The sequence below is a fragment of the Pseudarthrobacter sp. SORGH_AS 212 genome (assembly GCF_030818145.1).
Classification (GTDB): Bacteria; Actinomycetota; Actinomycetes; order Actinomycetales; family Micrococcaceae; genus Arthrobacter.
The window spans coordinates 581,345-608,238 of sequence record NZ_JAUTAA010000001.1; the positions used below are offsets into that span (position 1 = coordinate 581,345).

20 protein-coding genes are annotated in these 26,894 nt (G+C 67.7%); 14 read left to right on the forward strand and 6 right to left on the reverse strand.

Features of this window, described 5'->3' with window-relative positions; all coding sequences use genetic code 11:
• Positions 1–230: 230 nt before the first annotated feature.
• Entirely contained in the window at positions 231–1,643 is a 1,413-nt protein-coding gene (locus QE394_RS02570) for an MFS transporter (protein ID WP_056081763.1), read from the reverse strand.
• 276 nt (positions 1,644–1,919) lie between these two features.
• Here QE394_RS02570 and QE394_RS02575 point away from each other — a divergent pair, with 276 nt between their 5' ends.
• The 3 genes from QE394_RS02575 to QE394_RS02585 are packed head-to-tail and all read left to right on the forward strand — an operon-like array spanning position 1,920 to position 7,170.
• Positions 1,920–3,395 (forward strand): MFS transporter, encoded by a 1,476-nt coding sequence (locus QE394_RS02575; RefSeq protein WP_056081767.1) that lies wholly within the window; start codon positions 1,920–1,922, stop codon positions 3,393–3,395.
• Positions 3,396–3,397: 2 nt separating this feature from the next.
• Entirely contained in the window at positions 3,398–5,614 is a 2,217-nt protein-coding gene (locus QE394_RS02580) for a molybdopterin oxidoreductase family protein (RefSeq protein WP_056081770.1), read from the forward strand.
• Positions 5,611–7,170, forward strand: a complete 1,560-nt coding sequence (locus tag QE394_RS02585; protein ID WP_056081773.1) for an FAD-dependent oxidoreductase — start codon at positions 5,611–5,613, stop codon at positions 7,168–7,170. Before QE394_RS02580 ends, QE394_RS02585 begins: the two co-directional genes overlap by 4 nt.
• 1 nt (position 7,171) lies before the next feature.
• Here the strand turns inward: QE394_RS02585 and QE394_RS02590 are convergent, their stop codons facing one another.
• Positions 7,172–8,587 (reverse strand): NAD(P)H-quinone dehydrogenase, encoded by a 1,416-nt coding sequence (locus tag QE394_RS02590; RefSeq protein ID WP_056081776.1) that lies wholly within the window; start codon positions 8,585–8,587, stop codon positions 7,172–7,174.
• A gap of 106 nt (positions 8,588–8,693) precedes the next feature.
• Here QE394_RS02590 and QE394_RS02595 point away from each other — a divergent pair, with 106 nt between their 5' ends.
• Positions 8,694–9,512, forward strand: a complete 819-nt coding sequence (locus QE394_RS02595) for a purine-nucleoside phosphorylase (RefSeq protein ID WP_056081779.1) — start codon at positions 8,694–8,696, stop codon at positions 9,510–9,512.
• A 67-nt stretch (positions 9,513–9,579) separates the two neighbouring features.
• Entirely contained in the window at positions 9,580–11,331 is a 1,752-nt protein-coding gene (locus tag QE394_RS02600; RefSeq protein WP_261620489.1) for a phospho-sugar mutase, read from the forward strand.
• A 58-nt stretch (positions 11,332–11,389) separates the two neighbouring features.
• Here QE394_RS02600 and nirD read toward each other — a convergent pair whose 3' ends face one another.
• Positions 11,390–11,764 carry a nitrite reductase small subunit NirD gene (gene nirD, locus QE394_RS02605; RefSeq protein ID WP_349033651.1) on the reverse strand — a complete coding sequence of 125 codons (375 nt, stop codon included), beginning with the start codon at positions 11,762–11,764 and terminating at the stop codon, positions 11,390–11,392.
• A 278-nt stretch (positions 11,765–12,042) separates the two neighbouring features.
• Between nirD and nirB the strand changes: the two genes are divergently transcribed.
• The 6 genes from nirB (at position 12,043) to QE394_RS02635 (ending at position 19,198) form a co-directional block, all read left to right on the forward strand.
• Positions 12,043–14,700, forward strand: coding sequence for a nitrite reductase large subunit NirB (gene nirB, locus QE394_RS02610; RefSeq protein ID WP_349033652.1), 2,658 nt, complete (start codon positions 12,043–12,045; stop codon positions 14,698–14,700).
• Between the two features lie 2 nt (positions 14,701–14,702).
• On the forward strand, positions 14,703–15,728 hold the full coding sequence (cobA, locus tag QE394_RS02615) for a uroporphyrinogen-III C-methyltransferase (protein ID WP_056081791.1): 1,026 nt from the start codon (positions 14,703–14,705) through the stop codon (positions 15,726–15,728).
• Between the two features lie 14 nt (positions 15,729–15,742).
• On the forward strand, positions 15,743–16,906 hold the full coding sequence (locus QE394_RS02620; protein ID WP_056081793.1) for a uroporphyrinogen-III synthase: 1,164 nt from the start codon (positions 15,743–15,745) through the stop codon (positions 16,904–16,906).
• A gap of 236 nt (positions 16,907–17,142) precedes the next feature.
• On the forward strand, positions 17,143–18,057 hold the full coding sequence (locus QE394_RS02625; protein WP_349033653.1) for an FAD-dependent oxidoreductase: 915 nt from the start codon (positions 17,143–17,145) through the stop codon (positions 18,055–18,057).
• 113 nt (positions 18,058–18,170) lie between these two features.
• Positions 18,171–18,887, forward strand: coding sequence for a deoxyribose-phosphate aldolase (gene deoC, locus QE394_RS02630; protein ID WP_056081796.1), 717 nt, complete (start codon positions 18,171–18,173; stop codon positions 18,885–18,887).
• Between the two features lie 50 nt (positions 18,888–18,937).
• Positions 18,938–19,198, forward strand: coding sequence for a hypothetical protein (locus QE394_RS02635; protein ID WP_056081798.1), 261 nt, complete (start codon positions 18,938–18,940; stop codon positions 19,196–19,198).
• A 72-nt stretch (positions 19,199–19,270) separates the two neighbouring features.
• Here QE394_RS02635 and QE394_RS02640 read toward each other — a convergent pair whose 3' ends face one another.
• Both QE394_RS02640 and mfd read right to left on the reverse strand, forming a co-directional pair.
• Positions 19,271–20,089 (reverse strand): metal-dependent hydrolase, encoded by an 819-nt coding sequence (locus QE394_RS02640; protein WP_200937841.1) that lies wholly within the window; start codon positions 20,087–20,089, stop codon positions 19,271–19,273.
• A gap of 3 nt (positions 20,090–20,092) precedes the next feature.
• Positions 20,093–23,767 (reverse strand): transcription-repair coupling factor, encoded by a 3,675-nt coding sequence (mfd, locus tag QE394_RS02645; RefSeq protein WP_056081800.1) that lies wholly within the window; start codon positions 23,765–23,767, stop codon positions 20,093–20,095.
• Between the two features lie 266 nt (positions 23,768–24,033).
• Between mfd and QE394_RS02650 the strand changes: the two genes are divergently transcribed.
• The 3 genes from QE394_RS02650 to QE394_RS02660 are packed head-to-tail and all read left to right on the forward strand — an operon-like array spanning position 24,034 to position 26,335.
• The gene (locus QE394_RS02650) at positions 24,034–25,569 is read left to right on the forward strand and encodes an SDR family oxidoreductase (RefSeq protein ID WP_349033654.1); all 1,536 of its coding nucleotides are present in this window, start codon (positions 24,034–24,036) and stop codon (positions 25,567–25,569) included.
• A gap of 43 nt (positions 25,570–25,612) precedes the next feature.
• Positions 25,613–26,110 carry a DUF2505 domain-containing protein gene (locus QE394_RS02655; protein WP_261620496.1) on the forward strand — a complete coding sequence of 166 codons (498 nt, stop codon included), beginning with the start codon at positions 25,613–25,615 and terminating at the stop codon, positions 26,108–26,110.
• 3 nt (positions 26,111–26,113) lie between these two features.
• The gene (locus QE394_RS02660; RefSeq protein ID WP_349033655.1) at positions 26,114–26,335 is read left to right on the forward strand and encodes a hypothetical protein; all 222 of its coding nucleotides are present in this window, start codon (positions 26,114–26,116) and stop codon (positions 26,333–26,335) included.
• A gap of 95 nt (positions 26,336–26,430) precedes the next feature.
• Here the strand turns inward: QE394_RS02660 and sufU are convergent, their stop codons facing one another.
• Positions 26,431–26,880 (reverse strand): Fe-S cluster assembly sulfur transfer protein SufU, encoded by a 450-nt coding sequence (gene sufU / locus QE394_RS02665; protein WP_261620497.1) that lies wholly within the window; start codon positions 26,878–26,880, stop codon positions 26,431–26,433.
• Positions 26,881–26,894 lie beyond the last annotated feature (14 nt).

The following is a 26,894-nucleotide window of genomic DNA, read 5'->3' on the forward strand; positions in this document are numbered from 1 at the left end:
ACGATCTCAAGGCAGGCACGTGCAGCAAGGAAAGGGGCGGCAGATGACGACGGCCAAGTACCTCCGCCACAGCAGAACGGCGGCGCCCAAGAAGGCACCGCCGTCGTACCTCCATGTCCAAAGGCGAGGCAACCTCGGAGCGGCGAATCGCCCGCGGAGAATACCCTGCTTAGAAGAGAATGCCCGGACAGTCCAGTGGACTGTCCGGGCATTCCTGCAAGGCTGGCGGGTCAGGCTACGTTGTTCTCGTAGTCGAGGTCGCGGGTTTCCTTGCTGACGAAGAGGGCGATGAGGGTCAGCACGGCCATGGACGTCAGGTAGACACCCACGAGCACCGGGCTGCCGTCCGCCAGTTCCCACAGCGCCACGGCGATGAACGGCGCAACTGCAGCGCCCAGGATGCTGGAGAAGTTGTAGCTGATGGCCGATCCCGTGTAGCGGACGTTCGTGGGGAACAGCTCCGGCAAGAGCGCGCCCATGGGCCCGAAGGTCAGGCCCATGAGTGAGAAGCCCAGGATCAGCAGCGCCATGGTGCCCACGAACCCGCCGCTGAACAGTGGCACGAAGAGCAGGCCGAAGGCGAAGATCCCGGCGGTGACGCCGATCAGCATTTTCCGGCGGCCGTACTTCTCAGCAAGCGGACCGGAGACCAGCGTGAAGATGCCGAAGAACACGACGCCGGCAATCAGCATCCAGAGGAAATCGTTGCGGGTGTAGCCCAAGCCCGGGACGAACGCAGCTGCAGCGGCTTCGGTCATCGGCTTGCCGGCCTTCTCGGCGGCCGCCCTGGCCGCGTCGAGGCTGGAGGCCCGGGTGCCGTAGGTGAGAGTGAACGTGGTCATCAGGTAGAAGAGCACGTAGGTGGCGAGCATGATGAAGGTACCCAGGATCAGCTGGCGCCAGCTGGTCTTGAAGACGCGGCCCAGGGGCAGCTTGGCAACCTCGTTGGACTCGATCACCTTGGTGAATGCCGGGGTTTCGATCAGCTTCAGCCGCACGTAGAGGCCGATGATCACCATGACTGCGCTGAGCAGGAACGGAACACGCCAGCCCCAGGCCTGGAAGGCAGCGGGTGTGAGCGTGTAGCTGGCCACCAGGAAAATGACGTTGGCGATGATGAAGCCGATGGGAGCGCCGAGCTGCGGGAACGTGCCGTAGATGGCGCGCTTGTTGGCCGGTGCGTTCTCGGTGGCCAGCAGGGCCGCCCCGCTCCATTCGCCGCCAAGGGCCAGGCCCTGTGCAAAGCGCATGACTACCAGCAGTGCCGGTGCCCAGAATTCCCAGCCCGGTACCAGCGCAGTGGGCAGGCAGCCGATGAGGAAGGTGGCGATTCCCATGGTGAGCAGCGAGGCCACCAGGGTGCCCTTGCGGCCGAACTTGTCGCCGAAGTGCCCGAAGACGATGGACCCCAGCGGGCGGGCGACGAAAGCCACGCCGAAAACCGCGAAGGAGCTCAGGAGCTGGGTGGTCTCGTTCTGGCCGGGGAAGAACAGCTGCGGAAAGACGAGGACCGCCGCAGTTGCGTAGACATAGAAATCATAGAACTCGACCGTGGTGCCGATCAGGCTGGCGACGATCACACGGCCGCGGGAGTTCACCGGCTGGGGTGAACCGGGCACCGTGGAGGTGTCGGTGGAAGACATGTGTAAACGCTTTCGTGAGAAACCGGCCGGATACAACGGGTTGCCCCGGCGCGAAATAGTTAGAGTTCAATATTAGTTCCGCTGGTCCAGTCAATGGACGAAAGGTCCAGTATTTGGACCTGTGCTGTGCGTCTCACTTTTTGGGCACCTTCGCATCCTAACGGCGTCCGGCGGGCACAGATAGGCAAATGTCACAGCCCGTTAACATCCGGCGTCGGTCCGTGAAACGCGCCGTCCCTACCTTTGAGGAACAACATCCCCCAAAGGAGGTAACCCGTGACTGTTGACCGCACCGCAGATGCCGGCACCGGCAATTCCGTTGATCTTGATGACGCCTCGTCCCCGGAATCAGCCGCAGCATCCGCCAGCGCACAGCCCGGCACTACCCGCACCGCAACCGCTCCAGCCCTTGAATTCCGCCCCGGCCGTTGGATCGCCAACTGGGACGCCGAGAACAAGGAACAGTGGGAAACTGCCGGCCGCTCCATCGCCCGCCGCAACCTGAACTGGTCCATCTTCGCCGAGTTCCTCGGCTTCGTCGTCTGGCAGCTGTGGTCCATCGTGGTGGTCCAGCTCCCGGCCGCAGGATTCACCTTCACCACGTCCGAGATCTTCTGGCTGATCTCAATGCCCAGCCTGGTGGGCGCCACCCTTCGCATTCCCTACACCTTCATGGTTCCCCGTTTCGGCGGCCGGAACTGGACCATAGTCTCGGCCCTGCTGCTCCTGATCCCCTCCATCGGGCTCGCGCTGTGCGTTTCAAACCCGGAAACGCCGTTCGGTGTGATGCTCCTGGTGGCAGCCCTGGCCGGCTTCGGCGGCGGTAACTTCGCCAGCTCCATGGCCAACATCACCTTCTTCTACCCGGCACGCGAAAAGGGCTGGGCCCTGGGCCTGAACGCCGCGGGCGGAAACCTCGGTGCCGCCGTCGCGCAGCTCGCCGTCCCCATTGTGATCACCCTTCTGGCTGCGGGCACCGTCAACCTGCCCATGGCCGGCCTGATGTGGGTCCCGTTCATCCTGCTGGCCGCATTCGGTGCCTACAAGTACATGAACAACCTCACCAGCGCCAAGGGCGACGTGGCAGGATCCGTTGCCGCGCTGAAGGAACCGCACCTGTGGGTCATGGCGTTCCTGTACATCGGCACCTTTGGCTCGTTCATCGGCTTCGCCGGTGTGTTCCCCAAGCTGATCAAGGACTACTTCCCCGAGTTCTCCACCATCGGCGTGGGAACCGTAGCCCTCTCACTCGCCTTCCTGGGCCCCCTGGTGGGCTCGCTCGCCCGGCCTTACGGCGGACGCATGGCGGACCGCATGGGCGGCGCCCGGATGACCGTTTCAGCCTTCGCTTCCATGGCCGTAATCACCCTGACCATGATCTGGACGCTGCCGCTGAAGAACTTCTGGCTCTTCCTGGTCCTGTTCCTGATGCTCTTCACCGCCAGCGGTTTCGGCAACGGTGCAACCTACCGGATGATTCCGGTCATCTTCGCCACCAACAGCCGGGCAGCACGCAGCGGAGCCAGCTCCGTGGCCACCCAGCGGCTGGCTTCCTCGGCCCTCGGCCTGATCTCCGCAATCGGTGCGTACGGCGGGTTCCTCATCCCGCAGGTACTGAACGCGTCCAACACCGCCAGCGGCTCCTACACCCCGGCCTTCTATGGCTTCGTAGGGGCCTACGCCCTGATGCTGGTGGTCTGCTGGGCCTGCTACATCCGCAACGCCAACCGAAACGCGATGGGACACGTCTAACCATGACCACAAGCGCCGACACGCACTGCCCCTACTGCGCCCTGCAGTGCGCCATGACGCTCACGTCCTCCACAGGACCGGCCCCGGCTGCACAGCCGGGGCCGGTCCCCGTGGCCCTCACCACGGCACCTGCTGCACCGCTCGAGGTCCAGGGGCGCGACTTCCCCACCAACCGTGGCGGCCTGTGCCGCAAGGGCTGGACCTCCGCAAACCTCCTCAACCATCCCGGACGCATCACCGAGCCCCTGCTCAAGGGCCCGGACGGCGTCCACCGGCCCATCTCCTGGGACCGGGCCCTGGACCTCGCCGCGGCAGCGGTGAAGGACGCCCGCGCCCGCTACGGTCCAGACGCCGTCGGCGTCTTTGGCGGCGGCGGCCTCACCAACGAAAAGGCGTACCAGCTGGGCAAGTTCGCCAGGCTGGCCCTGGGCACCTCGCGGATCGACTACAACGGCCGTTTCTGCATGTCCTCCGCGGCCGCCGCCGGAATGCGCGCCTTTGGCGTGGACCGCGGCCTGCCCTTCCCGCTCGAAGCGCTGGACACGGCCAGCACCATCCTGATGCTGGGATCCAATGTGGCGGAAACCATGCCGCCCTTCGTCCAGCACCTCAAGGGTGCCCGCGACGCCGGCGGCCTGATCGTGGTGGATCCGCGCCGTTCCGCCACAGCAGATTTCACGGCCGACGGTGGCGGCCTCCACCTCCAGCCCATCCCGGGCACGGACCTCACCCTGCTGCTGGGCCTCTCCCACGTGGTCATCCACGAAAACCTGGCGGACACCGCCTATATCCGCGAGCGCACCTCGGGCTACAGCGCCGTAGCCCGCAGCGTCGCCTCCTTCTGGCCCGAACGGGTCCAATCCCTCACTGGTGTGCCGGCGGACCTCATCCGGGAAACAGCCCGCAGGCTTGCCGCCGGGGCCGGCAAGGGCGGCAGCTACATCCTCACCGGCCGCGGCGTGGAGCAGCACGTCGACGGCACCGACACCGCCACCGCCGCCATCAACCTCAGCCTCCTGCTCGGCCTGCCGGGTTCGGCCCGCAGCGGCTACGGCACCCTGACCGGCCAGGGCAACGGCCAGGGCGGCCGGGAACACGGGCAGAAAGCCGACCAGCTGCCCGGTTACCGCAAGATCACCGACCCCGCCGCCCGCGCCCACGTGGCCGGCGTCTGGGGCGTTCCCGAGGAGCTCATCCCCGGCCCGGGCCTTCCCGCGGTGCAACTGCTGAAGTCGCTGGGAAAGGCCGACGGCGTCCGTTGCCTCTTCGTCCACGCCTCCAACATTGCGGTCGCCTCGCCGGACGCCAACGCCGTTATTGAGGGTATCCGCAGCCTGGACTTCCTGATGGTCTGCGACTTCTTCATGTCCGAGACGGCAGCCATGGCAGACCTGGTCCTCCCCGTCCTCCAGTGGGCGGAGGAGGACGGTACGCTGACCAACCTCGAGGGCCGGGTCCTCCGCCGCCGCCGGGCCCTCACACCGCCTGCAGGAGCACGCAGCGAGCTGTGGATCATGGCCAGGCTCGCCGAACGGCTCGAGGCACCGTCCACGTACAGCGAGGACCCCGAAACCGTCTTCGAGGAACTGCGGCTGGCCTCCGCCGGCGGCCTGGCAGACTACTCCGGTATTGACTACGCCATGCTGGACCGCGGGGAAGCCGCCTACTGGCCCTACCCCGCCGGCAGCACCGGAACCCCCCGGCTCTTCCAAGAGCGCTTCGCCCACGCCGACGGCAAAGCCGTGATGACCCCGGTGCTGCCGCGCCGCCGTCGTACGCCTTCTGGCAACCCCCTTGCGGAAACTGGGAACGCTGCAGATGCCAAGCCCTTCACCCTCATCACCGGCCGCCTCCTGGAGCACTACCAGTCCGGCGCCCAGACGCGGCGGGTCGCGGCGCTCCTGGCCGCGCAGCCTGAGGCGAGGATGCAGATCCACCCGGCCGCGGCAGCCGCGATGGGTGTCACCGAAGGATCATTCGTATCCGTGGCCAATGAACGCGGCGAGGTGGTGTGCCGGGCCGAACTCAGCACCGCCATCCGCAGCGAGACGGTCTTCCTGCCGTTCCACTTCCCCGAACTGGAAAGCGCCAACCGCCTCACCGAGGCGGCCACCGACCCCATCTCCGGGATGCCCGAATTCAAATTCAACAAGGTGTGGGTCCGGCCGGTGGCCGCGCCCGTATCCAGCAAAGTGCTTCAGACGATGGAGGCCTCATGAGCGAGCAGATTGTCATTGTGGGATTCGGGCCGGTGGCCGCCCGGCTGGTTGATGAGCTGCTGCCCGCCGTACGCGCAGGCCAGGTGGCACTGACCGTGGTGGGTGAAGAGACCGAAGCTGCCTACAACCGCGTCCTGGTGGCCGACCTCGGGGTTGGCCGCACCACTGCCGATGCCCTGGCTCTTTCGGACGCCGGCGCCCTCGCTGCCGACGGTGTGGAGGTACGGCTGGGCACCCGCGTCCGGCGCGTGGACCGCGCCCGCCAGCAGGTCCTGCTCTCGGACGGCACGCCCGTCCACTACGACCGGCTGGTGTTCGCCACCGGTTCCCGGCCCGTGATCCCCAACCTCACCGGAATCAATCCCGACCCCGCCTCACCGGTCCTGCCCGCCGGCGTCACCGCGCTGCGGGACCTCCGCGACGCCGGCGTCCTGCAGCAGGCCGTGGACGGCGGCAAGCGGGTTGTAGTCCTCGGCGGCGGCGTCCTGGGCCTGGAAACGGCGCTCGCAGCAGCTGAGGAAGGCGCCACCGTGACCGTGGTCCACAACGGACCGCACCCACTGGGCCGCACCATCGACCAGGGCGGCGGCGCGGTCCTGGCGGCAGGCCTGAGGCGGTGCGGCGTGCGGATGGCCGGCAACGCGCGCTCCACCGGTGTGGAACACAACGCGCCCGACGGCGGTTTTTCGGCTTTGCTGCTCGATGACGGTTCTGCGATCGACGGCGACCTCCTGGTCATCTCGTGCGGCGTGCGTCCCCGCACCGAGCTGGCGGAGGGGTGCGGCCTCTCCACGGCCACGGGCATCCTGGTGGACCACCGGCTGCGCGCCCACCACGAACCGCACATCTTCGCGATCGGCGACTGCGCCGAGGTGCGCTGCCCGGACCCCGGCTGCGCTGCCTGCCGCACCGCTTCTGGCCCGTCAGGGCTGGTGGGGCCGGGCTGGCGCCAGGCCGAGTGGCTGGCCGAATACCTGACGCTCCTGGCAGCGGGCCTGATCGAGGACGCAGAACTCCTGCCGGAACTGCCGGCCGAACAGCAGGGCATCATCGTGCTCAAGGCGCGGGGCCTGAACATGGCCGTTGCCGGGGACAACGGCGCCGACCCCTGGGACGAGGAAGCGCTCACCGCCGGTGCCGTCAACGGCCGGCCCCGCCTGCAGATCGCCCAGTGGGCGGATCCCGAGCATGGCCGCTACGTGAAGATGACCACGCGCGGCGGCGTGCTGGAAGGACTCGTGGCGGTGGGCATGCCCCGCACCGCGGCAGAGCTGGTGGGGCTCTTCGAACGGAATGCGGAACTGCCGGCGGACCGGTCGCTGCTGCTGCGGCTGGACGGCCCGGACCAGCTGCCGGGCAGCGGCCCAGCGGATCCTGCCGGAACCGTGTGCCGCTGCGCCGGGGTCAGCGGAGCGGTCATCCAGGGCGCCGTAGCTGAAGGCTGCGCCACGGTGGCCGAGGTGTCCAAGGCAACCCGCGCGGGGACCGGCTGCGGCGGCTGCCACGAGGACATCAAGGGCCTGATCGAGCAGCACTTCTCCCCAGCCTTGCCCTGACCTACATGTGGACGTGCAGGCGCCGGGCGGCTTCGGAAATGGAGCCGGTCAGCGACGGGTACACCGTGAAGGTGCTGGCAACGTCGTCGACGTGGAGCTTTTGCTTCACGGCGATGGCGATGGGGAAGATCAGCTCCGAAGCGTTCGGGCCAACCACTACGCCGCCGATGACAGTCCCGGATCCCTTGCGCGCGAAGATCTTCACGAAACCATCACGGGCGCTGCGCATCTTGGCGCGGGCGTTGCTGCGCATTGAGAGCTTCACGACGTCGCCCTGGTACTTTCCGGAGTCGATGTCGGCTTCCGAAACACCCACGTTTGCGATTTCCGGCGAAGTGAAGATGTTGGAGGCCACCTGGTGCAGCTTCAGCGGAGTCACGACGTCGCCCATGAAGTGGGCAACGGCGATCCGGCCCTGCATGGCCGCCACGGACGCCAGTGGCAGGACGCCGGTGCAGTCGCCGGCGGCGTAGATGTTCGGGGCGCTGGTGCGGGAGACACCGTCCACCTTGATGTGGCCGCTTTCGCTGACGGCGACGCCGGCTTCCTCGAGGCCGATGCCGTCGGTGTTGGGGATGGAACCAAGGCACAGGAGGCAGTGGCTGCCGGTGACCTTGGTGCCGTCACTGAGGGTGACCACCACGCCGTCGTCCGTCCGCTCCACTGATTCAGCGCGTGAGCGGGACAGCACGCGGACACCGCGGCGTTCGAAGACCTCCTCCAGGACCACGGCGGCGTCAACGTCCGAGCCCGGGAGCACCCTGTCGCGGCTGGATACCAGCGTCACCTTGGAGCCCAGTCCGTTGTAGGCGGAGGCGAACTCGGCGCCGGTGACGCCGGAGCCCACCACGATCAGTTCCTCGGGCAGTTCATCAAGGTTGTACAGCTGGGTCCAGTTGAGGATGCGTTCGCCGTCGGGACGGGCTGTGGCCAGTTCGCGCGGATGGGCGCCGACGGCCAGCAGGATGGTGTCCGCCTCGATGGTTTCGGTGCCTTCCGCGGTCAGGACCTCGATGGTGTGGTTGTCCAGGAGCCGGCCGGAGCCTGCGAGGATCCTGACGTTCTGGCTGGCCAGGGCGTCGTGGATGTCCTTGGACTGGCTGCGGGCCAGGTTGAGCAGGCGGTCGTTGATGTGCTTGAGGTCGGCCCTCATCACGGGGACGAAGTCGCCGCCGTCGACGTCGAACTTCACGCCAAGCTCCCCCGCTTCGGCAACGCGGGTCATCAGGTCGGCCGTGGCGATGAGGGTCTTGGAGGGGACGACGTCGGTCAGGACCGCGGATCCGCCCAGGCCTGCGCGCTCGATGATGGTGACCTGCGCCCCCAGCGAGGCGGCCACGATAGCGGCTTCGTATCCGCCTGGACCACCTCCCAGGATCGCGATCCGGGGTGAACTGAAATCTGGGTGCGTAGTCACAAACGATTATTCTCCCGCATCCTCGCCTGACCACCAAAGAAACCGGTCTCTCGGGGGTGCGGACCAGAGGGTGGGCGGAGCGGGACCGGCAGGATACCTTGTACCAGTGAGTACAACTGACTTCCTGAACACGGACCCTTTCGCCGCCGCGCGCGCTGCTGCCGACTACATTGCCGAGGAAACCGGGGTGGACTCCCACGACGTCGCCCTGGTGCTCGGTTCCGGCTGGGGCGGGGCCGCTGACCTGATCGGGGAAACCACTGCCACCCTGTCGGCCGAAGAGGTGCCCGGGTTCCATGCACCCGCCGTCGAAGGGCACGTGGGAACCATCCGGTCGATCCTGACCACCGAAGGCAAGCGTGCACTGGTCCTCGGCGCCCGGACGCACTACTACGAAGGCAAGGGCGTGCGGGCCGTGGTCCACGGGATCCGCACCGCGGCCGCCGCCGGCTGCAGTACCCTGGTCCTCACGAACGGCTGCGGCGGCCTCAACGAGGACTGGGCACCGGGCACCCCCGTGCTCATCAAGGATCACATCAACCTCACCGCCGCTTCGCCGCTGGAAGGCGCCACGTTCGTGGACCTGACAGATCTTTACTCCGCACGGATCCGCGGGCTGGCCCGCGAGGTGGATTCCAGCCTCGACGAAGGTGTCTACGCGCAGTTCCCCGGCCCGCACTACGAGACTCCCGCGGAAGTCCAGTACGCAAAGCGCATCGGTGCCGACCTGATCGGCATGTCCACCGCGCTGGAGGCCATCGCCGGGCGCCACGCCGGCATGGAAGTGTTCGGCATTTCGCTCGTCACCAACCTGGCCGCCGGGATCAGCCCCCAGCCGCTTAGCCACCAGGAAGTGCTGGAATCCGGCCAGGCGGCGGGTCCGAGGATTTCGGCCCTGCTTGCCGGAATCATCGCCAAACTCTGATCCATGGGGCGCGGCACCGGGGCTGCGGTGCCGCACGGGCAGCGCCAATGACGATAGCGTTAGGCCCATGACGTCTTCCGATGCCGATGCTCGCCTGCTCAACGATGCCCGCGAGTGGGCAGCCCAAGACCCGGATCCGGCAACGTCGGCTGCGCTCCTGGAACTCATCCGGGCATCGGTAGAAGGAGACCCCGCGGCCCGGCAGGAACTCCAGGACAGCTTCCGCGGCACGCTGCAGTTCGGCACCGCCGGGCTCCGGGCCGCCCTCGGTCCCGGGCCCAACCGGATGAACCGCGTGGTGGTGCGCCGTGCGGCCGCCGGCCTGGCGGACTTCCTCACCGACGCGGTGGCGAAAGCATCCCCGGGAACCCGGCCACGCGCCGTCGTCGGCTATGACGCCCGCCATAACTCGGATGTGTTCGCAGCGGAAACCGCGGCCATCTTCACCGCGGCGGGGATCGAAACCTTCCTGATGCCGGCGGCGCTGCCCACTCCCCTGCTCGCCTACGCCGTCCGCGCCCTGGAATGCGACGGCGGCGTCATGGTCACGGCAAGCCACAACCCGCCCCAGGACAACGGCTACAAGGTGTACTTGGGACGCCACGCCGTGGCGGAAAACGGCAACGGTGCCCAGATCGTGGCACCGTACGACGCCGAAATCGCTGACCGGATCAGCGCCGTGGGCGCCTTGAACACCATCAAGCTGGCCGCGGACGGCTGGACGGTGCTGGATGGATCGCTCGCGGCCGGGTACCGGTCCGAGACGGCGGGACTCGCCCTTCCGGACCTCTTCCCGGCGAGGGACCTGCGGATCGTGCTGACCCCTATGCACGGCGTTGGCGGGGAGACCGCGCTCGCGGTGCTGAACGCCGCAGGTTTCGGGGATGTCACCCTGGTCAAGGAGCAGGCCGAACCGGACCCGGACTTCCCCACCGTGAGTTTCCCGAACCCCGAGGAACCCGGCGCGCTGGACCTGGCCCTCGAAACGGCCGATCGCCTCGACGCGGACATCGTCCTGGCCAACGACCCGGATGCCGACCGTGCGGCCGTGGCCGCCAAGGACCCGGACACCGGTACGTGGCGGATGCTCCGCGGCGATGAGGTGGGCGCCCTCCTGGGTGCGCACGTCGCCGCACGGCATGCTGCCGCGGGCGCGGAAACCCCTGACGGGGAAAATCCGGGGGTGTTCGCCAACTCGATTGTGTCCTCGCGGCTGCTCTCCCGCATCGCCGCGGCGTCAGGATTCGCCCACGAGGAAACCCTGACGGGCTTCAAGTGGATTTCCCGCGTGCCCGGCCTGGTCTACGGGTACGAGGAGGCCCTGGGCTATTGTGTGGCACCGGACCTGGTCAAGGACAAGGACGGCATTTCCGCTGCAGTCCTCATCGCCGAACTGGCCGCCACCGCCAAAGCCGACGGCAAGACCATCTTCGATACGCTCGATGAGCTCTACCTGCAGCACGGCCTGCACGCCAGTGACCAGCTGAGCATCAGGGTGGCGGACCTTGGCCTGCTGGATGCCATGATGAACCGGCTCCGGGTTTCCCCGCCGGAGTCCTTTGGCTCGTCGGCAGTTGAGGTCTCCACCGACCTCTCCGTCGGCTCCGACCACCTGCCGCCCACCGACGGCCTGCTGTACGTGACGCGCAACCTCACCCGCGTCATCATCCGGCCCAGCGGCACTGAACCCAAGCTCAAGTGCTACCTCGAGGTGATCCACCAGGTGGGATCCGCCGCGGAACTTCCCGAAGCCCGCCAGGCAGCACGGGCAGCGCTGGACGAGGTCCTCCGCGACGTCAGCGAGGCGCTGGGGCTTTAACGCCCTGAAGGGGCGCCCTTGGGGCACCCCTTGTGGGTGATACGCGTGTCCTCCCGGTCTACAGCTCCACCTCGACGAAGCCGTCAACGATCCGGGTGCCAAAAGCCTCGATCCGCAACCCGGGGGTGCTGAAGCACTCTCCGGTTTCGAGGTCGTAGACCTCTTTGTGCAGCGGTGAGGCAATAGTGGGGCGGGAGCCCTTGGATCCGAGGATTCCGCGGGCCATCACGTGCGAACCCGTGGCCGGGTCCTGCTGTGCCACTGCGAAAACGCCGCCAGCCAAGGTGCGGAAAAGTGCCACCTGCCGGCCGCCTACCAGGGCTGCTTCTCCCCATGCCGGTTCGAGGTCCTCAAGGCGGCAGACACGGTGCCAGCCTGCCGCGGTGTCCGCTGCTTCGGCGTCGAGTGTCCCGAGTTCCAGTGTTGCCGTCATGTCCGGCTCCTCTCCCTGCGCTGCTTGTCCTGATCTCACGTGGTGGCAGCCTGAGCGGCCGTGTTCCACGCTAGGCGCCGGGTGTTTCAGCGGCATGCGCCAAATGTGTCCGGGGCGTAAAAGAGACCTAACCCGGCCGGAAATGCGTTCGTGATGCAGAAGTTAAGTTGACGAAACAATTGGGAAACTGAAGCGAAACTGCCCCTCCCTAGTCTGGTTGGACTGCTCGACAGAGAAAGCCGCGGAGCACCGTCTGCGGCCCATGCGAAAGGCCCACAGTGACCGAACAGACTTCAAGCACCGAGACTCCGCGCCGCATCGTCGTCGCCGGCGGCGGCCCCGCGGCCCACCGTTTTGCGGACGCCATGCATGCCCGCGGCCTCGATGGCTGGCATGTCACGGTCCTTACCGAGGAAGCCCACCTCCCCTACGACCGGGTGGCACTGTCCAAGGCCCTTACCGACGGCGGGGTCGACCTGACGCTGGGTACCGCGTCAATGTGGGACCACGGCTCCCTGGACCTGAGGACCGGCGAGCGCGTGGTGCGTATTAACGCAGAAGCCAAGTCGGTGGAAACCGCCGCCGGCAGCGTTTTCGAGTACGACGAACTGGTGGTGGCCACCGGCTCCAACGCCGCACGGCTTCCCATTCCCGGCAACGAGCTCACCCACGTTTACCGGACCCTTGAAGATGTCTGGGCCATCAACAAGTCCATCGCGGAACTCACCGTAAAGCTGGGCCGCAAGGTCAACGCCGTCACCATCGGCGGCGGCCTCCTGGGCCTGGAATCCGCTGCCGGGACCGAGCAGCTGGGCGCGACCCCCATCGTCATCGACGGATCGCAGTGGCTGATGGCCACCCAGCTGGACGAAGGCGCTGGCCAGGCCATGGGCCGGCTCATCAAAGCCAAGGGCTTTGAAGTCCACGGCGGCGTCTATCCTTCCGAGGTACTCTCCGATGGGGACGGCCAGGTCACCGGCGTCCTCATGGCCGACGGCCGGATCGTCGACGCCGACATCGTCATCGTCGCCATCGGCGTCCGTCCCCGTGATGAACTCTTCCGCGCCGCCGAGGGAGAAGAACAGGTCTTCAGCCTGGGCCCCCGCGGCGGCGTGGTCATCAACGACTACTGTGCCACCGAAATCCCGGGCATCTGGGCCATCGGCGAAGTAGCCAACTACGGCGGCATGTGCCTGGGCCTGGTGGCCCCCGCCAACACGATGGCCGAGATCGTGGCGGACCGGCTGCATGGCGGCGACGCCACCTTCCCCGGTTTCGACACCGCCACCAAGCTCAAGCTGTCCGGCGTGGATGTGGCCAGCTTCGGCGACGCCTTCGCGAAGACCGAGCACGCCCTGGAAATCGTCTACGCCGACCCCGCCCGCGGCGTGTACCAGAAGATCGTTACCACCGATGACGCCAAGACCCTGCTGGGCGGCATCTTCGTGGGCGACGCCTCACCGTACATGAGCCTGCGCCCGCTCCTGGGCCGCGAACTCCCCGCCGAGCCGGGCGCGTTCCTCAGTGCAGCCGGCGGCGGTGACGCCCCGGAAACCGAACTTCCGGACGACGCCACCCTGTGCTCCTGCAACAACGTCACGGCCGGGACCATCCGGGACACCATCAACGGCTGCGGCGCCTGCGAGGGCAACGCGCCCGTCCAGGAACTCGGCGAGCTGAAGGGCTGCACCCGGGCCGGCACCCAGTGCGGTTCCTGTGTACCGATGCTGAAGAAGCTGCTGGAAACCGAGCTGACCAAGTCCGGCGTCGAGGTTTCCAAGGCCCTCTGCGAACACATCGAACTGTCCCGCCAGGAACTCTTCGATGCCATCCGTGTCCTGGAACTGACCTCTTTCGAAGAGATCATGGCCAAGTACGGCACCGGCGAAGGCTGCGACATCTGCAAGCCCACCATCGCCAACATCCTCGCCAGCCAGAACAGCGCCTACGTCCTCGACGCCGGCCGCGGCACCCTGCAGGACACCAACGACCGCGCCCTGGCCAACATGCAGAAGGACGGCACCTACTCGGTGGTGCCCCGCATCGCCGGCGGTGAGATCACCCCCAAGAAGCTGGGCGTGATCGCCGCCGTGGCGGAGAAGTACAACCTGTACACCAAAATCACCGGCGGCCAGCGGATCGACATGTTCGGCGCCCGGCTGGAGGAGCTGCCGGAAATCTGGAAGGAACTGGTGGACGCCGGCTTCGAATCCGGGCAGGCGTACGGCAAGAGCCTGCGGACGGTGAAATCCTGCGTCGGTTCCACCTGGTGCCGTTTCGGCGTCCAGGACTCCGTGGCCATGGCCATCCAGCTGGAGCTGCGGTACCGCGGACTCCGCAGCCCGCACAAGCTCAAGATGGGCGTCTCCGGCTGCGCGCGCGAATGCGCTGAGGCCCGCGGCAAGGACGTGGGCGTCATCGCCACGGCGGACGGCTGGAACCTCTACGTCGGCGGCAACGGCGGTGCCACCCCGGCGCACGCCCAGCTGCTGGCCAAGGACCTCGACGACGAAACCCTGATCAAGTACATCGACCGCTACTTCATGTACTACATCCGAACCGCCGACCGCCTGCAGCGCACCGCGCGCTGGCAGGAGGAACTCGACGGCGGCATCAAGCACGTCGAGGACGTGGTGGTCAAGGACACCCTGGGCATCGCCGAGGATCTTGAGGCGGCCATGGCCAAACACGTTGACACCTACGTCGACGAGTGGGCCGACACCCTGAAGGACCCGGAGCGCCTGCGCCGGTTCCGCTCCTTCGTCAACGCACCGGACCAGAAGGACGACTCGATCACTTTCGTCCCCGATGAGCGTGGCCAGATGCGCCCCGCCACGGCCGAAGAGAAGGCAGCAGCTGCCCAGCAGCCCGTCCTCCTCGGAGCCTCCATCGCTGTCCGTCCCGGCACGCCCGCACCCGTCGGAAACGAGTCATAACCATGCAGCTCAGCATCGACCTCACGGACCGCGAGGTCCTGGTGACCGGAACGGACTCCGCCGCGCGGCAGGCCGTACGGCGCTACGAAGCCGCGGGCGCCGTCGTCCGCCGCCTGGCCGGCCCGCACGGCACCGCCCTGCTCCCGCAGAAGCCGTTTCTGGTGGCCGCGGTCGACGACGGACAGCCGGGCTGGGAGCCCCTGCTCCAGCAGTACCGCGCTGCCGGCGTCCCGGTCGCCACGGAACCTGCGGCAGGCGCCGCCGGGCATGTGACCCTGGTGGGCGGCGGACCCGGCACCACCGAGCTCCTGACCGTTGCCGCCGTCAAGGCGCTGCGGGACGCGGACGTGGTGTTCTACGACCGGCTGGCGCCCTGCCAGGACCTGCCCGCCCTGACCAGCGCCGAGCTGGTGGATGTGGGAAAGAAGCCCGGGCACCACAAGGTAGGCCAGTCCGACATCGAAAAGCTCATGGTGGACAGCGCCCTGGCCGGCAACAACGTGGTCCGCCTCAAAGGCGGAGATCCGTACGTGTTCGGCCGCGGCGGCGAGGAAGTTGCCGCCTGCGTGGCTGCCGGGCTGAAGGTCCAGGTGGTATCCGGTGTCACCAGCGCCATCTCCGTGCCTGCCGCGGCGGGTATTCCCGTCACGCACCGCAACGTGAGCCACATGTTCACGGTGGTGTCCGGGCACGCCCCGCTCACCGAGAAGGAGCATCATCACCTTGCCGGCCTGGGCGGCACCATCGTTGTGCTGATGGGCATCGGAACGCTGCACCACCTGGCTGCAGGACTCCGCCGGGCAGGCATGCGAGCCGATATGCCCATGGCGGTGGTGGAACGGGGTTACCGTCCCGGCCAGCGGACTACCATCGCCGACCTCGGCACCATCGCCTCGGCTGCTGCAGGCTGCAGCAACCCGGCAGTCCTGGTGATCGGCGAGGTGGTGCGGGTGGCGGAAGCCAACCGCGGGCACGCTGAGGCCGCAGCCGACCTGGACCGGCTGGCGGCCTCGCTGCTCGGTTCGTGAAAGGATTGACCCCCATGAATGCACTTGCACCGGCCGAAACGGCAGACGCCACCGGGGCGGCCGACGCCGCAGAGGCCCAGGCGGCCGAATCACCGTTGGAGGGCTTCCGCATCGGTGTGACCTCGCACCGGCGCTCCCAGGACCTGATCGACGCCCTTGAGCGCCGCGGCGCCGAGGTGATCCACGCCCCGGCCCTGAAGATCGCCCCGGTGCAGGAGGACCTCCGCCTGATCGAAGACACCCGCACCATCATCGCGGCCAAACCGGATCTGTGCATCGCCACCACCGCCTACGGCATGCGCCGCTGGTGCGAAGCGGCGGACACGTTCGGCATCGGCGACCAGCTGCTTGAAACCCTGGGCGCCTGCCGGATGTTCGTCCGCGGCCCCAAGGCCCGTGGCGCGGTCCGCGCGGCCGGCCTCGCCGACGTCGGAATCAGCAGCGACGAAACCACGGCAACGCTGGTGGACATGCTGCTGGCGGAGGGGGTTCGCGGCAAGACCGTTGCAGTCCAGCTGCACGGCTACACGGACGTCCGCCAGCTGGAACGGCTGCGCATGTCAGGTGCCACCGTCCTGACCGTCACCCCTTACCGCTGGGTCAAGCCGGACGGTGCCGACCGGCTCCCCCGCCTCATCGAGGCCGCCTGCAGCGGAAACCTCGATGTCCTCACGTTCACCAGCGCACCCGCCGTCGATGCCATGTGGAGCACCGCCCACGAAATGGGCGTCTACAAGCAGCTCATCGAGAGCCTGAAGACCAACGTGACCACCGCCGTGGTGGGCCCTGTCACCGCCCAGCCGCTGCTGGACGCCGGGGTAAAGCCGCTGATCCCGGAGCGTTTCCGGATGGGCGCGCTGATCCGGCTGGTCTGCGAGCACCTGGCGCTGAACCATGTGCGCCGGCTGGACACCCGGTCCGGGAACATCGAGCTCCGCGGCCGCAGCCTTCGCATCGACGGCCAGGCCGTGGAACTGGCGCCCGCCCCCCTGCTGCTGCTCCGCGCCCTGCTCGGCGCCGGCGGGGCGGTCCTCTCCCGCGAAGCGTTGTCCGACCTGTTGGAACTTCGCGGCTCGGTGCACGCACTGGACATGACCGTCAGCCGGCTCCGGTCCTCGCTGCCCGACGGCAAGCTCATCGAAACCGTGGTCAAGCGGGGCTACCGGATCCGGGTCTAGCAGTCACTGCCTGCGGGGGCCGGCGTGCGGGTAACGGCGGCGAACGGCCCGAATGTGTCCAAGTCGGGCGCAATGAGATGCACGTCACCGGTTCTGTTACCGGCCGGTAAATACTGGCGAACACCGGGGTCCTGAACGGCAACTGGCGGGAAACACGCCGGAAAAGGCGCAGGCCTACGCTGGGTTCCATCATGAACTTCCGGCCGTTTCCCGGCCGCCAGCGAAAGGGCCAGCACATGTCCGCTCCGGCACCCACCACGTCCACCTCCGCCGCCACCCGCATCGTCATCGCCGGAGCAGGTCCGGCTGCCCGCGCCCTGGTCCGGCAGCTGGACCAGGGCCGGTTCGACGGCAGCATCACCGTCCTGAGCAACCGCGACGACGCCCCCGAGGAGCTGCTGGAGCTTGCCCTGCTGCCGCAGGTCTCAGTCCGCTTCGGACAGCCGGCCAGCCACATCGATGCCGATAACCGCACCGTGGCCACGGCTGACGGCATGGAGTTCGCCTACGACCAGCTGGTCATCGCCACCGGTTCGGCACCCGTGGCCGCACCCGTCGAAGGCGCCGCACAGTGCCTGAGCTACTCCACCATCGACGACGCCACACGCATTGCGGAACGAGTGCAGGAAGTCACCCGGGAACTGGGGCGCCGTCCGCTCGGGATCCTGGTGGGCACCGGGGCGGCCGCAGGCCAGGCGGAGGCCGTCCTGCGTGCCAAGGGCGTCCGCCCGGTCCGCACCACTGCCCGGCCGGCCGCCGTCGTGCCCGGGACCTCAACCTTTGGCCTGGCCGCCTCCGCCGTGGTCTTCGAGGACGGCAGCAGCATGTCCGGCGACCTGGTGGTCCTGGCCGAGGACCGCGTGTCCTGCGATGGCCTGGCCGCCAGCGCGGGCCTGCGGACGGCCGCCACCGGAGGCATCGTCATCAGCCAGGACTTCCGGACCTCGGTTCCCGGCATCTGGGCCATCGGGGACGCGGCAGCGTTCGACGGCGTACGGCTGGGGCTGCTGGTGGCGGCGGCTTCCGCTGCGGGGGCCTGCGCCACGCAGCTGCTCACGGCGGCCTCGGCAGCCGCGCACTCGCCAGAGGCATCAAGGGAAACAGCAGCTGCAGTGCCGTCACTGGTACCGTCCTTCCAGGCAGCCGCCTGACCCCCGGCTAAGGGCGGGTTGCACCGTGTGCACCTGTGACAAGATGGTTCCCGAAACGCGAGTCAAGGACGCGCCGGGCCCACGACGCCCGGGCATGCCCCGAGAGGACCATCATGAGCAACGAAGCCACCCCTTCCGTTCAACCCGCTGCCGCTGCGGCCGGGAACATTGCTTCCTACATCGACCACACGCTGCTGAAGCCGGAAGCCTCCGAGGCTGACGTCCTCAAGGTCTGCGCCGAAGCCGCCGAGTACGGTTTCAAGTCCGTCTGCGTCAACCCGGTCTGGGTCAAGACCGTCAAGAAGGCGCTGAAGGGCTCCGGCGTCCTGACCTGCTCCGTGGTGGGCTTCCCGCTGGGTGCCACCCCCACCGACGTGAAGACCTTCGAAGCCCGCGGCGCGGTGCTGGACGGGGCCGACGAAGTGGATATGGTCATCAATATTGCGGCCGCCCGCGCGGAGGACAAGGGCGCCCTGGCCGAGGACATCGCCTCCGTGGCGGAGGCAGTGCACGCCAGCGGCGCCATCCTGAAGGTGATCATCGAGACCGCCCTTCTGTCCGACAACCAGAAGGTCCTCGCCTGCGAGGCAGCCGTGACGGCCGGTGCCGATTTCGTCAAGACCTCCACCGGTTTCAACGGAGGGGGCGCCACGGCCGAGGATGTGGCACTCATGCGCAGGACCGTGGGTCCCGAGCTGGGCGTCAAGGCCTCGGGCGGAGTGCGGTCGCTGGCAGACGCTCAGGCTATGATTGCTGCAGGTGCAACACGTATCGGCGCCAGCTCCGGAATTGCCATCGTCAAGGGTGAACAGGGTTCGTCCGCGTACTGACGGCCGCCGGGCGCGCCACAATCAAGCCCCGCGGGGCCGAGGAGGAACGAATGTCCAGCAAGATCAACGCGTCCAACGAGGGCACAGCGAACACGGGCACTGTCCGCACTCCCCAGAACGAAAACAAGCTTGCCGGCACCATCGTGGTGTTCGTGATCATGATGGCCCTGTTCCTCGGCGCCGTGTACTCGCTGTCCTTTTTGACGCTTGGAAACCCGTGGCCCATGGCCGTGTGCCTGGGCCTGTTCGCCCTGGCCTTCTGGATTCCGCAGACCATCCTCGGCCGCTCGGACTCCGCCGGCGAACACTAAGCCTGCCCACGCACAAAGACCTCCGGACGCCGTCCGGGGGTCTTTTGCTGTTCCAGGCCGGTGAGAACGCCCTCAGGAAAACCAGGGGGCGATCCAGGCGGTGGCAGCTGCCACCACCCGCGGCCAATGGTTCTGGGCAATCGCCCACCCCGCCACCGTCAGTCCCACCATGGCGTAGGCGCTGACGGGGATCAGAACCAGCCACTCGCGCTTGGACCCCGCCCGGCCCAGCAGGGGCAGTGACAGCGCCCCGTTGGGCCGCCAGACGTTCCGCAGCAGCGGCACCTTCCGCAGCAGTTTCGGCGGCCGGATCACCAGCGGCCACAGCAGCGGCACTCCCCCGGTGGTGATGAGGTCTCCGACGATGTGGACCACCACGCCGATGAGCATGGACATGGGCAGCCAGGTCCACTGGTGCGGCGCATACACAGTGACCAGCCCGGCCATCACCAGGGCGAAGATCCAGTTGGAGATGAACCCGCTCTTCGGAAACAGTTTCAGGGCCTTGGCCGCGATGTTGATCAGGAACATGCACAGCAGTCCTGCCCCCACGGACAGCAACCCCCAGGGGGTTTCCATCTGCACCTGGGCGGCCACACCCGCGAGGAGCACAAACCCGGCGGCGCCCAGGACCGAGTGGGTGCCCTGGCGGTGGCCCCCGCTGGCGGTTTCGATGCCCCTGGCTATGGCATTGGACAACGGCGGCAGCGAGTGGGCCACGGTGCTGGACCGGTGGTCCCAGTCGCAGACCAGCGCGGTGCCGGCCGTGGCCATGCCGCCGATGAGGATCCCGGTGGGGTCCAGCGGGTACCAGCCCAGCGTGTACGGGCCGGTGGACGCAACAGCTACCCACGCCGCGGCTCCAGACGCGGCGTGGTGACCTCCCATCATGGCCTAGCCCGCTGACGGGGCGACAGAAAGCGGCTGGTCGGAGAAGATGTTGCGGATGACTCCGTTGGCCCACTCCAGGATTTCGGCGTCCTGGAGGTCCCGGCCACCGATCCGGGCTGTCTTCGGCTTGGGGATGAGGATGGCGTCAAGTGCCGGCTTGGACTGGGACCCCGGGTACATCCGGGTCAGCCGCATCACCTTGGACTCGGGCAGCGATGCCGGCGCGAACTTGATGAAGTTACCCTGCAGCGCGACGTCGGACAGCCCTGCTTCCCGGGCCCCCACCCGGAAGCGCGCCACCTCCACCAGGTTCTGTGCGGGCAGCGGCAGCTCGCCGTAACGGTCCACCAACTCGGCCATGACCTCGTCAATGGCCTCGTTGGTGAGGGCTGCGGCCAGCTTGCGGTATGCCTCCAGCCGGAGCCGCTCACCGGGCACGTAGTCGTGCGGCAGGTGCGCGTTGACCGGCAGCTCGATCTTCATCTCGGCGGCCTTTTCCTCGGCCTCGCCGCGGAAGTCTGCCACGGCCTCGCCCACCAGCCGGATGTACAGGTCGAAGCCCACCCCCTGGATGTGGCCCGATTGCTCACCGCCCAGCAGGTTTCCGGCGCCACGGATCTCCAGGTCCTTCATGGCCAGCTGCATGCCGGCGCCCAGTTCGTTGTGCGCCGCCACGGCCTTGAGCCGTTCCAGCGCCACCTCGCCCAGCGGTTTCTCCGACGGGTACAGGAAGTACGCGTAGGCGCGCTCACGGCCACGGCCCACGCGGCCGCGGAGCTGGTGCAGCTGGGACAGCCCGTACTTGTCCGCGCCGTCCACGATCAGGGTGTTGGCGTTGGAGATGTCCAGGCCGGTTTCAATGATGGTGGTGCACACCAGGACGTCGAACCGGCGTTCCCAGAAGTCCACGATGATCTGTTCCAGGCGGCTCTCGGACATCTTGCCGTGCGCCACTTCCACCCGGGCCTCGGGCACCAGTTCACGGATCTTGGCCGCGGTCCGCTCGATGGTGGACACCCGGTTGTGGACCAGGAACACCTGGCCTTCGCGCATCAGCTCGCGGCGGATGGCGGCAGAGGTCTGCTTGTCCGTGTACGGGCCGACGTAGGTCAGCACAGGGTGCCGCTCCTCCGGCGGAGTGGCCAGGGTGGACGTCTCCCGGATGCCGGTCAGGGACATCTCCAGGGTACGGGGAATGGGGGTGGCGCTCATGGCCAGGACGTCGACGTTGGTGCGCATTTTCTTCAGCGCTTCCTTGTGCTCCACACCGAACCGCTGTTCCTCATCCACGATCACCAGGCCGAGGTCCTTGAATTCAAAGTCCTTGGACAGCAGCCGGTGCGTGCCGATCACCACGTCCACCGCGCCGCTCTTCACGCCCTCGGCGGTCTCCTTGGACTCCTTGGCGGACTGGAAGCGGGACAGCGGTTTGACCCGCAGGGGGAAGCCGGAGAAACGCTCGGTGAACGTCTCGTAGTGCTGCTGGGCCAGCAGCGTGGTGGGCACCAGGACGGCCACCTGCTTGCCGTCCTGCACCGCCTTGAACGCAGCACGGACGGCGATCTCGGTCTTGCCGTAGCCAACGTCGCCGGACACCAGGCGGTCCATGGGGATCTCCCGCTCCATGTCCGCTTTGACCTCGTTGATGGTGGTCAGCTGGTCCGGCGTCTCCACGTACGGGAAGGCTTCCTCGAGCTCGCGCTGCCAGGGGGTGTCAGGGCCGAAGGCGTGGCCGCGGGAGGCCATCCGGGCCGAGTACAGCCGGATCAGCTCACCGGCGATCTCCTTGACGGCCTTGCGTGCCTTGGACTTGGTGCTGGCCCAGTCCGCGCCGCCCATCTTGCTCAGGACAGGAGTGTCGCCGCCCACGTAGCGGGTCACCTGGTCCAGCTGGTCCGTGGGAACGAACAGCCGGTCACCCGGCGCACCGCGCTTGGACGGCGCATATTCAAGGACCAGGTATTCACGGACGCCGTCGCTGCCGCCGGCCACCTTGCGCTGCAGGAGCTCCACGAACCGGCCGATGCCGTGCTGTTCGTGGACCACGTGGTCCCCCGCCACGAGCTGCAACGGGTCAACGGCGTTGCGCCGCTTGGAGGGCATGCGCCGCATGTCCTTGGTGGACCCTGCGGAGGTGCGGCCCAGCAGGTCGGCTTCGGTGAGCAGGCCCAGTTTCAGCCCGTCCAGGACGAAGCCGCGGCCGACGGCGGCAGTGGTCACCTCGATGATGCCCGCCTGGGGCTCGTGGTCAAGGCTGTCCACGCGGGCACAGGGGATGTCATTTTCGTGGAAGAGTTCCGCCAGGCGCTGGGCCGGGCCGGGGCCTTCCGTGGCCACCACGATCCGCCACTGGTCGCGGACATGCGAGCCGATGAAGGCCATCATCTCCGCCACGTCGCCCTGGTAGCCGCGCGGTTCACGCGCGTGCAGGTTCAGGACGTCGATCTCGGGAAGGAGTTCCGCGTCCTGCGCCAGCGACGTGATGGACCACCAGGAAACGCCGTGCCCCAGCGCTGACCCGCGGGTCTCCGCGAGCGAACGGAAGCTCGCCGAATGCAGCGCGGCGGATGCCTGCGAGCTGAGATCCAAAGGCGCGGCACCGCCGTCGGACGCCGTGGACCACGCTGCCTCAAGGAATTCCTCGTTGGTGGCTGAAAGGTCGTGGGCCCGGGTGCGCACCTTTTCGGGTTCGATGACTACGGCGATGGACTCCGCCGGCAGCTGGTCCACGAAGGGCACCATGGCGTCCACCAGCACCGGCGCCAGGGATTCCATGCCTTCGACGGCGATGCCGCCGGCGATCTTTTCCAGCATGTCCGCGGCGGCGGGCAGTTCAGCCTTCAACTTCGCGGCCCGGGACATCACTGACGCGGTGATGAGGATTTCCCTGCAGGGCGGTGCATGCAGTTCCGTGGGGTGGTGGATGCCGGGGGCGGACAGCGAGCGCTGGTCCGCCACGGCGAACCAGCGCATCTGGTCTACCTCGTCACCGAAGAACTCCACGCGGATGGGGTGGTCCTCAGTGGGCGGGAAGACGTCGATGATGCCGCCGCGGACCGCGAACTCACCGCGGTGGGTCACCATGTCCACGCGGGCGTACGCGGCGTCGGCAAGGCTCCGCACCACGTCGGTGAAGGGAACATCCTGGCCCACCTTCAACGTGACCGGGGCCAGGTCTCCCAGCCCGGCCACCACGGGCTGGACCACCGCGCGGACGGGAGCCACCACCACGCGCAGCCGCTCCGCCGTCGAACTTTCCGGGTGGGCCAGCCGGCGCAGGACCGAGAGCCGGCGGCCCACCGTATCCGATCGGGGCGAGAGTCGCTCATGCGGGAGGGTTTCCCAGCTGGGGAACTCGGCCACCGAGTCCGCGGGGAGGTAGGCACGCAACGCCGCCGCCAGGTCCTCGGCCTCACGGCCGGTGGCGGTGACCGCAAGCACCACGCCGGGATCGGCCGCGCCGTCCTGCCCTGCCGCAGCGGCCGCCAGGCCATCCGCCATCTCCGCGAGCAGCACGGGCCGCAAACCCGCGGGCGCGCTGATCTGGTAGTCCTGTCCCCTGACGGCGAACCCGCGTCCGGCCTCAGCCCGGACGCGGGCGAAAGACTGGTCCGGGGCCAATGCACGGCGCAGCCCATCGAGCGTGGGGCCGTGCGTGGCGGTAACGGGAAGGCTCATGACAGCTGCTCCTGGGGTATTCACGGAAGATCGCAGGCAACGCGAAAACCCGAAATTCGCTGCGAATCCCGGGTAACCCCAGCCTACCGCGCACCGGTGACATTCCTGTTTGGACGGATTTTCCCGGGCAGGCGCTGACGCAGGCGCCCGGACTCCGGCAGGGCTACGCTGGCAGGACCGGACCTTTTTCCGGGAGCGGCCGTCCATAACGGCGGCGGCTCCGAACTGGTAGGGCAGAACACCGCTGAGGACGACGAGGAGCCAGCATGACCGGAGACAGCACCACAGATTCGCCTGCAACAGGGCACGAGGGCACAGCCGCGCCCCGAACGGTCCTGGTCACCGGGGCCACCGGCTACATCGGGGGCCGCCTGGTGCCCAAGCTCCTCGAAGCCGGCCACACCGTCAAGGTGCTGGTGCGCTCCCCGGACAAGATCGCCGGTGTGCCCTGGCGGAACCAGGTGGAGGTAGTGCAAAGCAGCCTGGACGACGGCGACGCGCTGCGCCGGGCGCTGGCCGGCGTCGACGTCTTCTACTACCTGGTCCATTCGATGGCGGCCGGGGCGGGGTTTGAGTCCAAGGAACAGACCATGGCCCGGACCGCCGCCGAAGCCGCGGTGGCCGCCGGCGTCGGCAGGATTGTCTACCTGGGCGGGCTGCACCCCAAGGGCGTGGAACTGTCCACGCATATGCGGTCCCGGGAAGCGGTGGGCCAGGTATTCCTCGACAGCGCGGTGGACGCCATTGTGTTCCAGGCCGGCGTGGTGATCGGATCAGGCTCAGCGTCCTTTGAAATGATCCGGCATCTCTCCGAAACCCTTCCGCTCATGCCCGCGCCCAGCTGGGTCCGGAACAGGATCGAAGCCATCGCCGTGCGCGACGTCCTGTACTACCTGGTGTCCGCGGCCTCCCTCACCGGCCCCATCAACCGCACGTTCGATATCGGCTGCCGCCAGGTGCTGACCTATGCCGGGATGATGAAAGAGTACGCGGCCGAAGCAGGGCTGCCCTACCGGGTGGTACTGGCGCTGCCCGTTCCCGCCCCCAAACTGGCGGGCCTGTGGGTGGCCCTGACCACGCCCATTCCGCTGTCCATGGCCGTACCGCTGGTGCAGTCGCTGCAGCACGACGCCGTTTCCGACGAACACGACATCGACGCCTACGTTCCGCAACCCGACGGCGGACTGACCCCGTACCGGACGGCCGTAGCCCTGGCCCTCGGGAAGGAACGGGACGGCCAGGTGGAAACCACCTGGGCCAACGCCGGAGCGTCCTCCGATCCCCTGCCCAGCGACCCCGACTGGGCCGGGCACAAGGTCTACATCGACGAACGGACATTCCATGGAAACGTGGACCCGGGCCGCGTCTGGCAGGTCATCGAAGGAATCGGCGGTCGCAACGGCTGGTACTCCCTGCCCCTGGCATGGCAGGTCCGCGGCTGGCTGGACAAGCTGACGGGCGGAGCCGGGCTGCTGCGCGGACGCCGCCACCCGCACACCCTGCACGCGGGCGAGGTTGTGGACTGGTGGCGGGTGGAACGCATCGACAGGGGCAAGCTGCTGCGCCTTCGTGCCGAGATGCGGGCGCCGGGACGGGCCTGGCTGGAGCTCTCCGTGGAACCCGAGGGTGACGGAAGCCGTTACCGTCAACGGGCCATTTTCTTCCCGAAAGGCCTCAGCGGCAGGCTGTACTGGCTGGCCGTGCTCCCCTTCCACAGCTTCATCTTCCCGGCGATGGCACGGAACATTACGGCCGCTGCCCAGGAGCTGGCCAATGCGGAACGGCCGGCTGCAACCCCGTAGGATGTTTGGAGCCTCATCCGATCGCGACGTCCCAGGAGGACCCATGGCCCTGAGCGCCACCACCACCGTTCCGCACCCCGTTGACAGCGTTGCCGCTGTCCTGGTGAACGAGGATTTCCAGCGCCACGTCAGCCAGCTGGTAGGCGGAAACCTGGAATCGTTCACCATTGACGGTGACATTGCCGGCGCCTTCAGCGCCACGTTGGTGCGGACGCTGCCCACCACCCGCCTTCCCGAGATCGCCCGGAAGTTCGTCGGTGAGCACCTGAAGGTGACCCAGGTGGAGACCTGGGACGCTCCGGCCGCCGATGGCTCCCGCAAGAGCAACATCTCCCTCAAGGTTGCCGGTGCGCCCGTTGACGTGACCGCTGTCCAGCGCCTGGTGGCCGAAGCCAGCGGAACACGGGTGGAGCTGGAAGGCGAGGTTAAGTCCTCGGTGCCGTTCCTGGGCGGCAAGATCGCCGACGCCGCCGAGCCCATGGTGGCGAAGGCGCTGAACCTGCAGGCCACCCAGGCGCAGGCCTGGCTCGAAAGCCACTAGTTCATGCAGCTCCCTGTCTTCGCCGCGCTGGTCCTGATCATCGCCGGTGTTTGGTCGCTCGCCGTGTGGCCGCAGTTCCTGCGCCGGGTCATAAAGGACCCCCGCGCACGCGATGCCGCCGGAAAGGCCACTAAATTCCTGACGGTGCACGTGGTGCTGGTCAGCATCTCGATGGTGCTGGGAGCGGCGACTGCCGTCATCGGCGTACTGGGGCTGTTGGGATAATAACCCGCTCCCGTTTTAACCCAGGAGGTCCACTTCCCAGCGGGAAGGGGACCTCTTGGCAGTTGTGGGCAGTCATGGCGTTGCGCCCGGCCCGTTCAGGACGCCTGGTTCAGGGCATCCTCCGCGGCTACCCAGGAAATCATGGCGCATTTCACGCGGGCCGCGTACCGCGCAACGCCCTCAAACGCGGCGGCATCCCCCAGCAGTTCAGGATCGGCCGGGATCTTGCCCCGCGACCTGAGTACCTCGCGGAAACTGTCGATCACTTCGTGCAGCTCCGCCACGGTCATGCCCTCGGCGAGGTCGCTGAAGACCGAGGCCGAGGCCATGGAGATGGAGCAGCCGGCGCCGTCCCAGGAAACCTGGGCCACTTTGCCGTCGGCAACGGCGAGCCGCAGGGTCACCTCGTCGCCGCAGACCGGGTTCAGCTGGTGGGACTGCCCGGTGGAAGCACCGTTCGGCGCTGGTGTTTCGGCCAGGCCGCTGCCGTGCCGGGCCTTGGAGTGGTCAAGGATAATCTGCTGGTACAGCTGGTCAAGGCTCATTGCATACCTTCGGT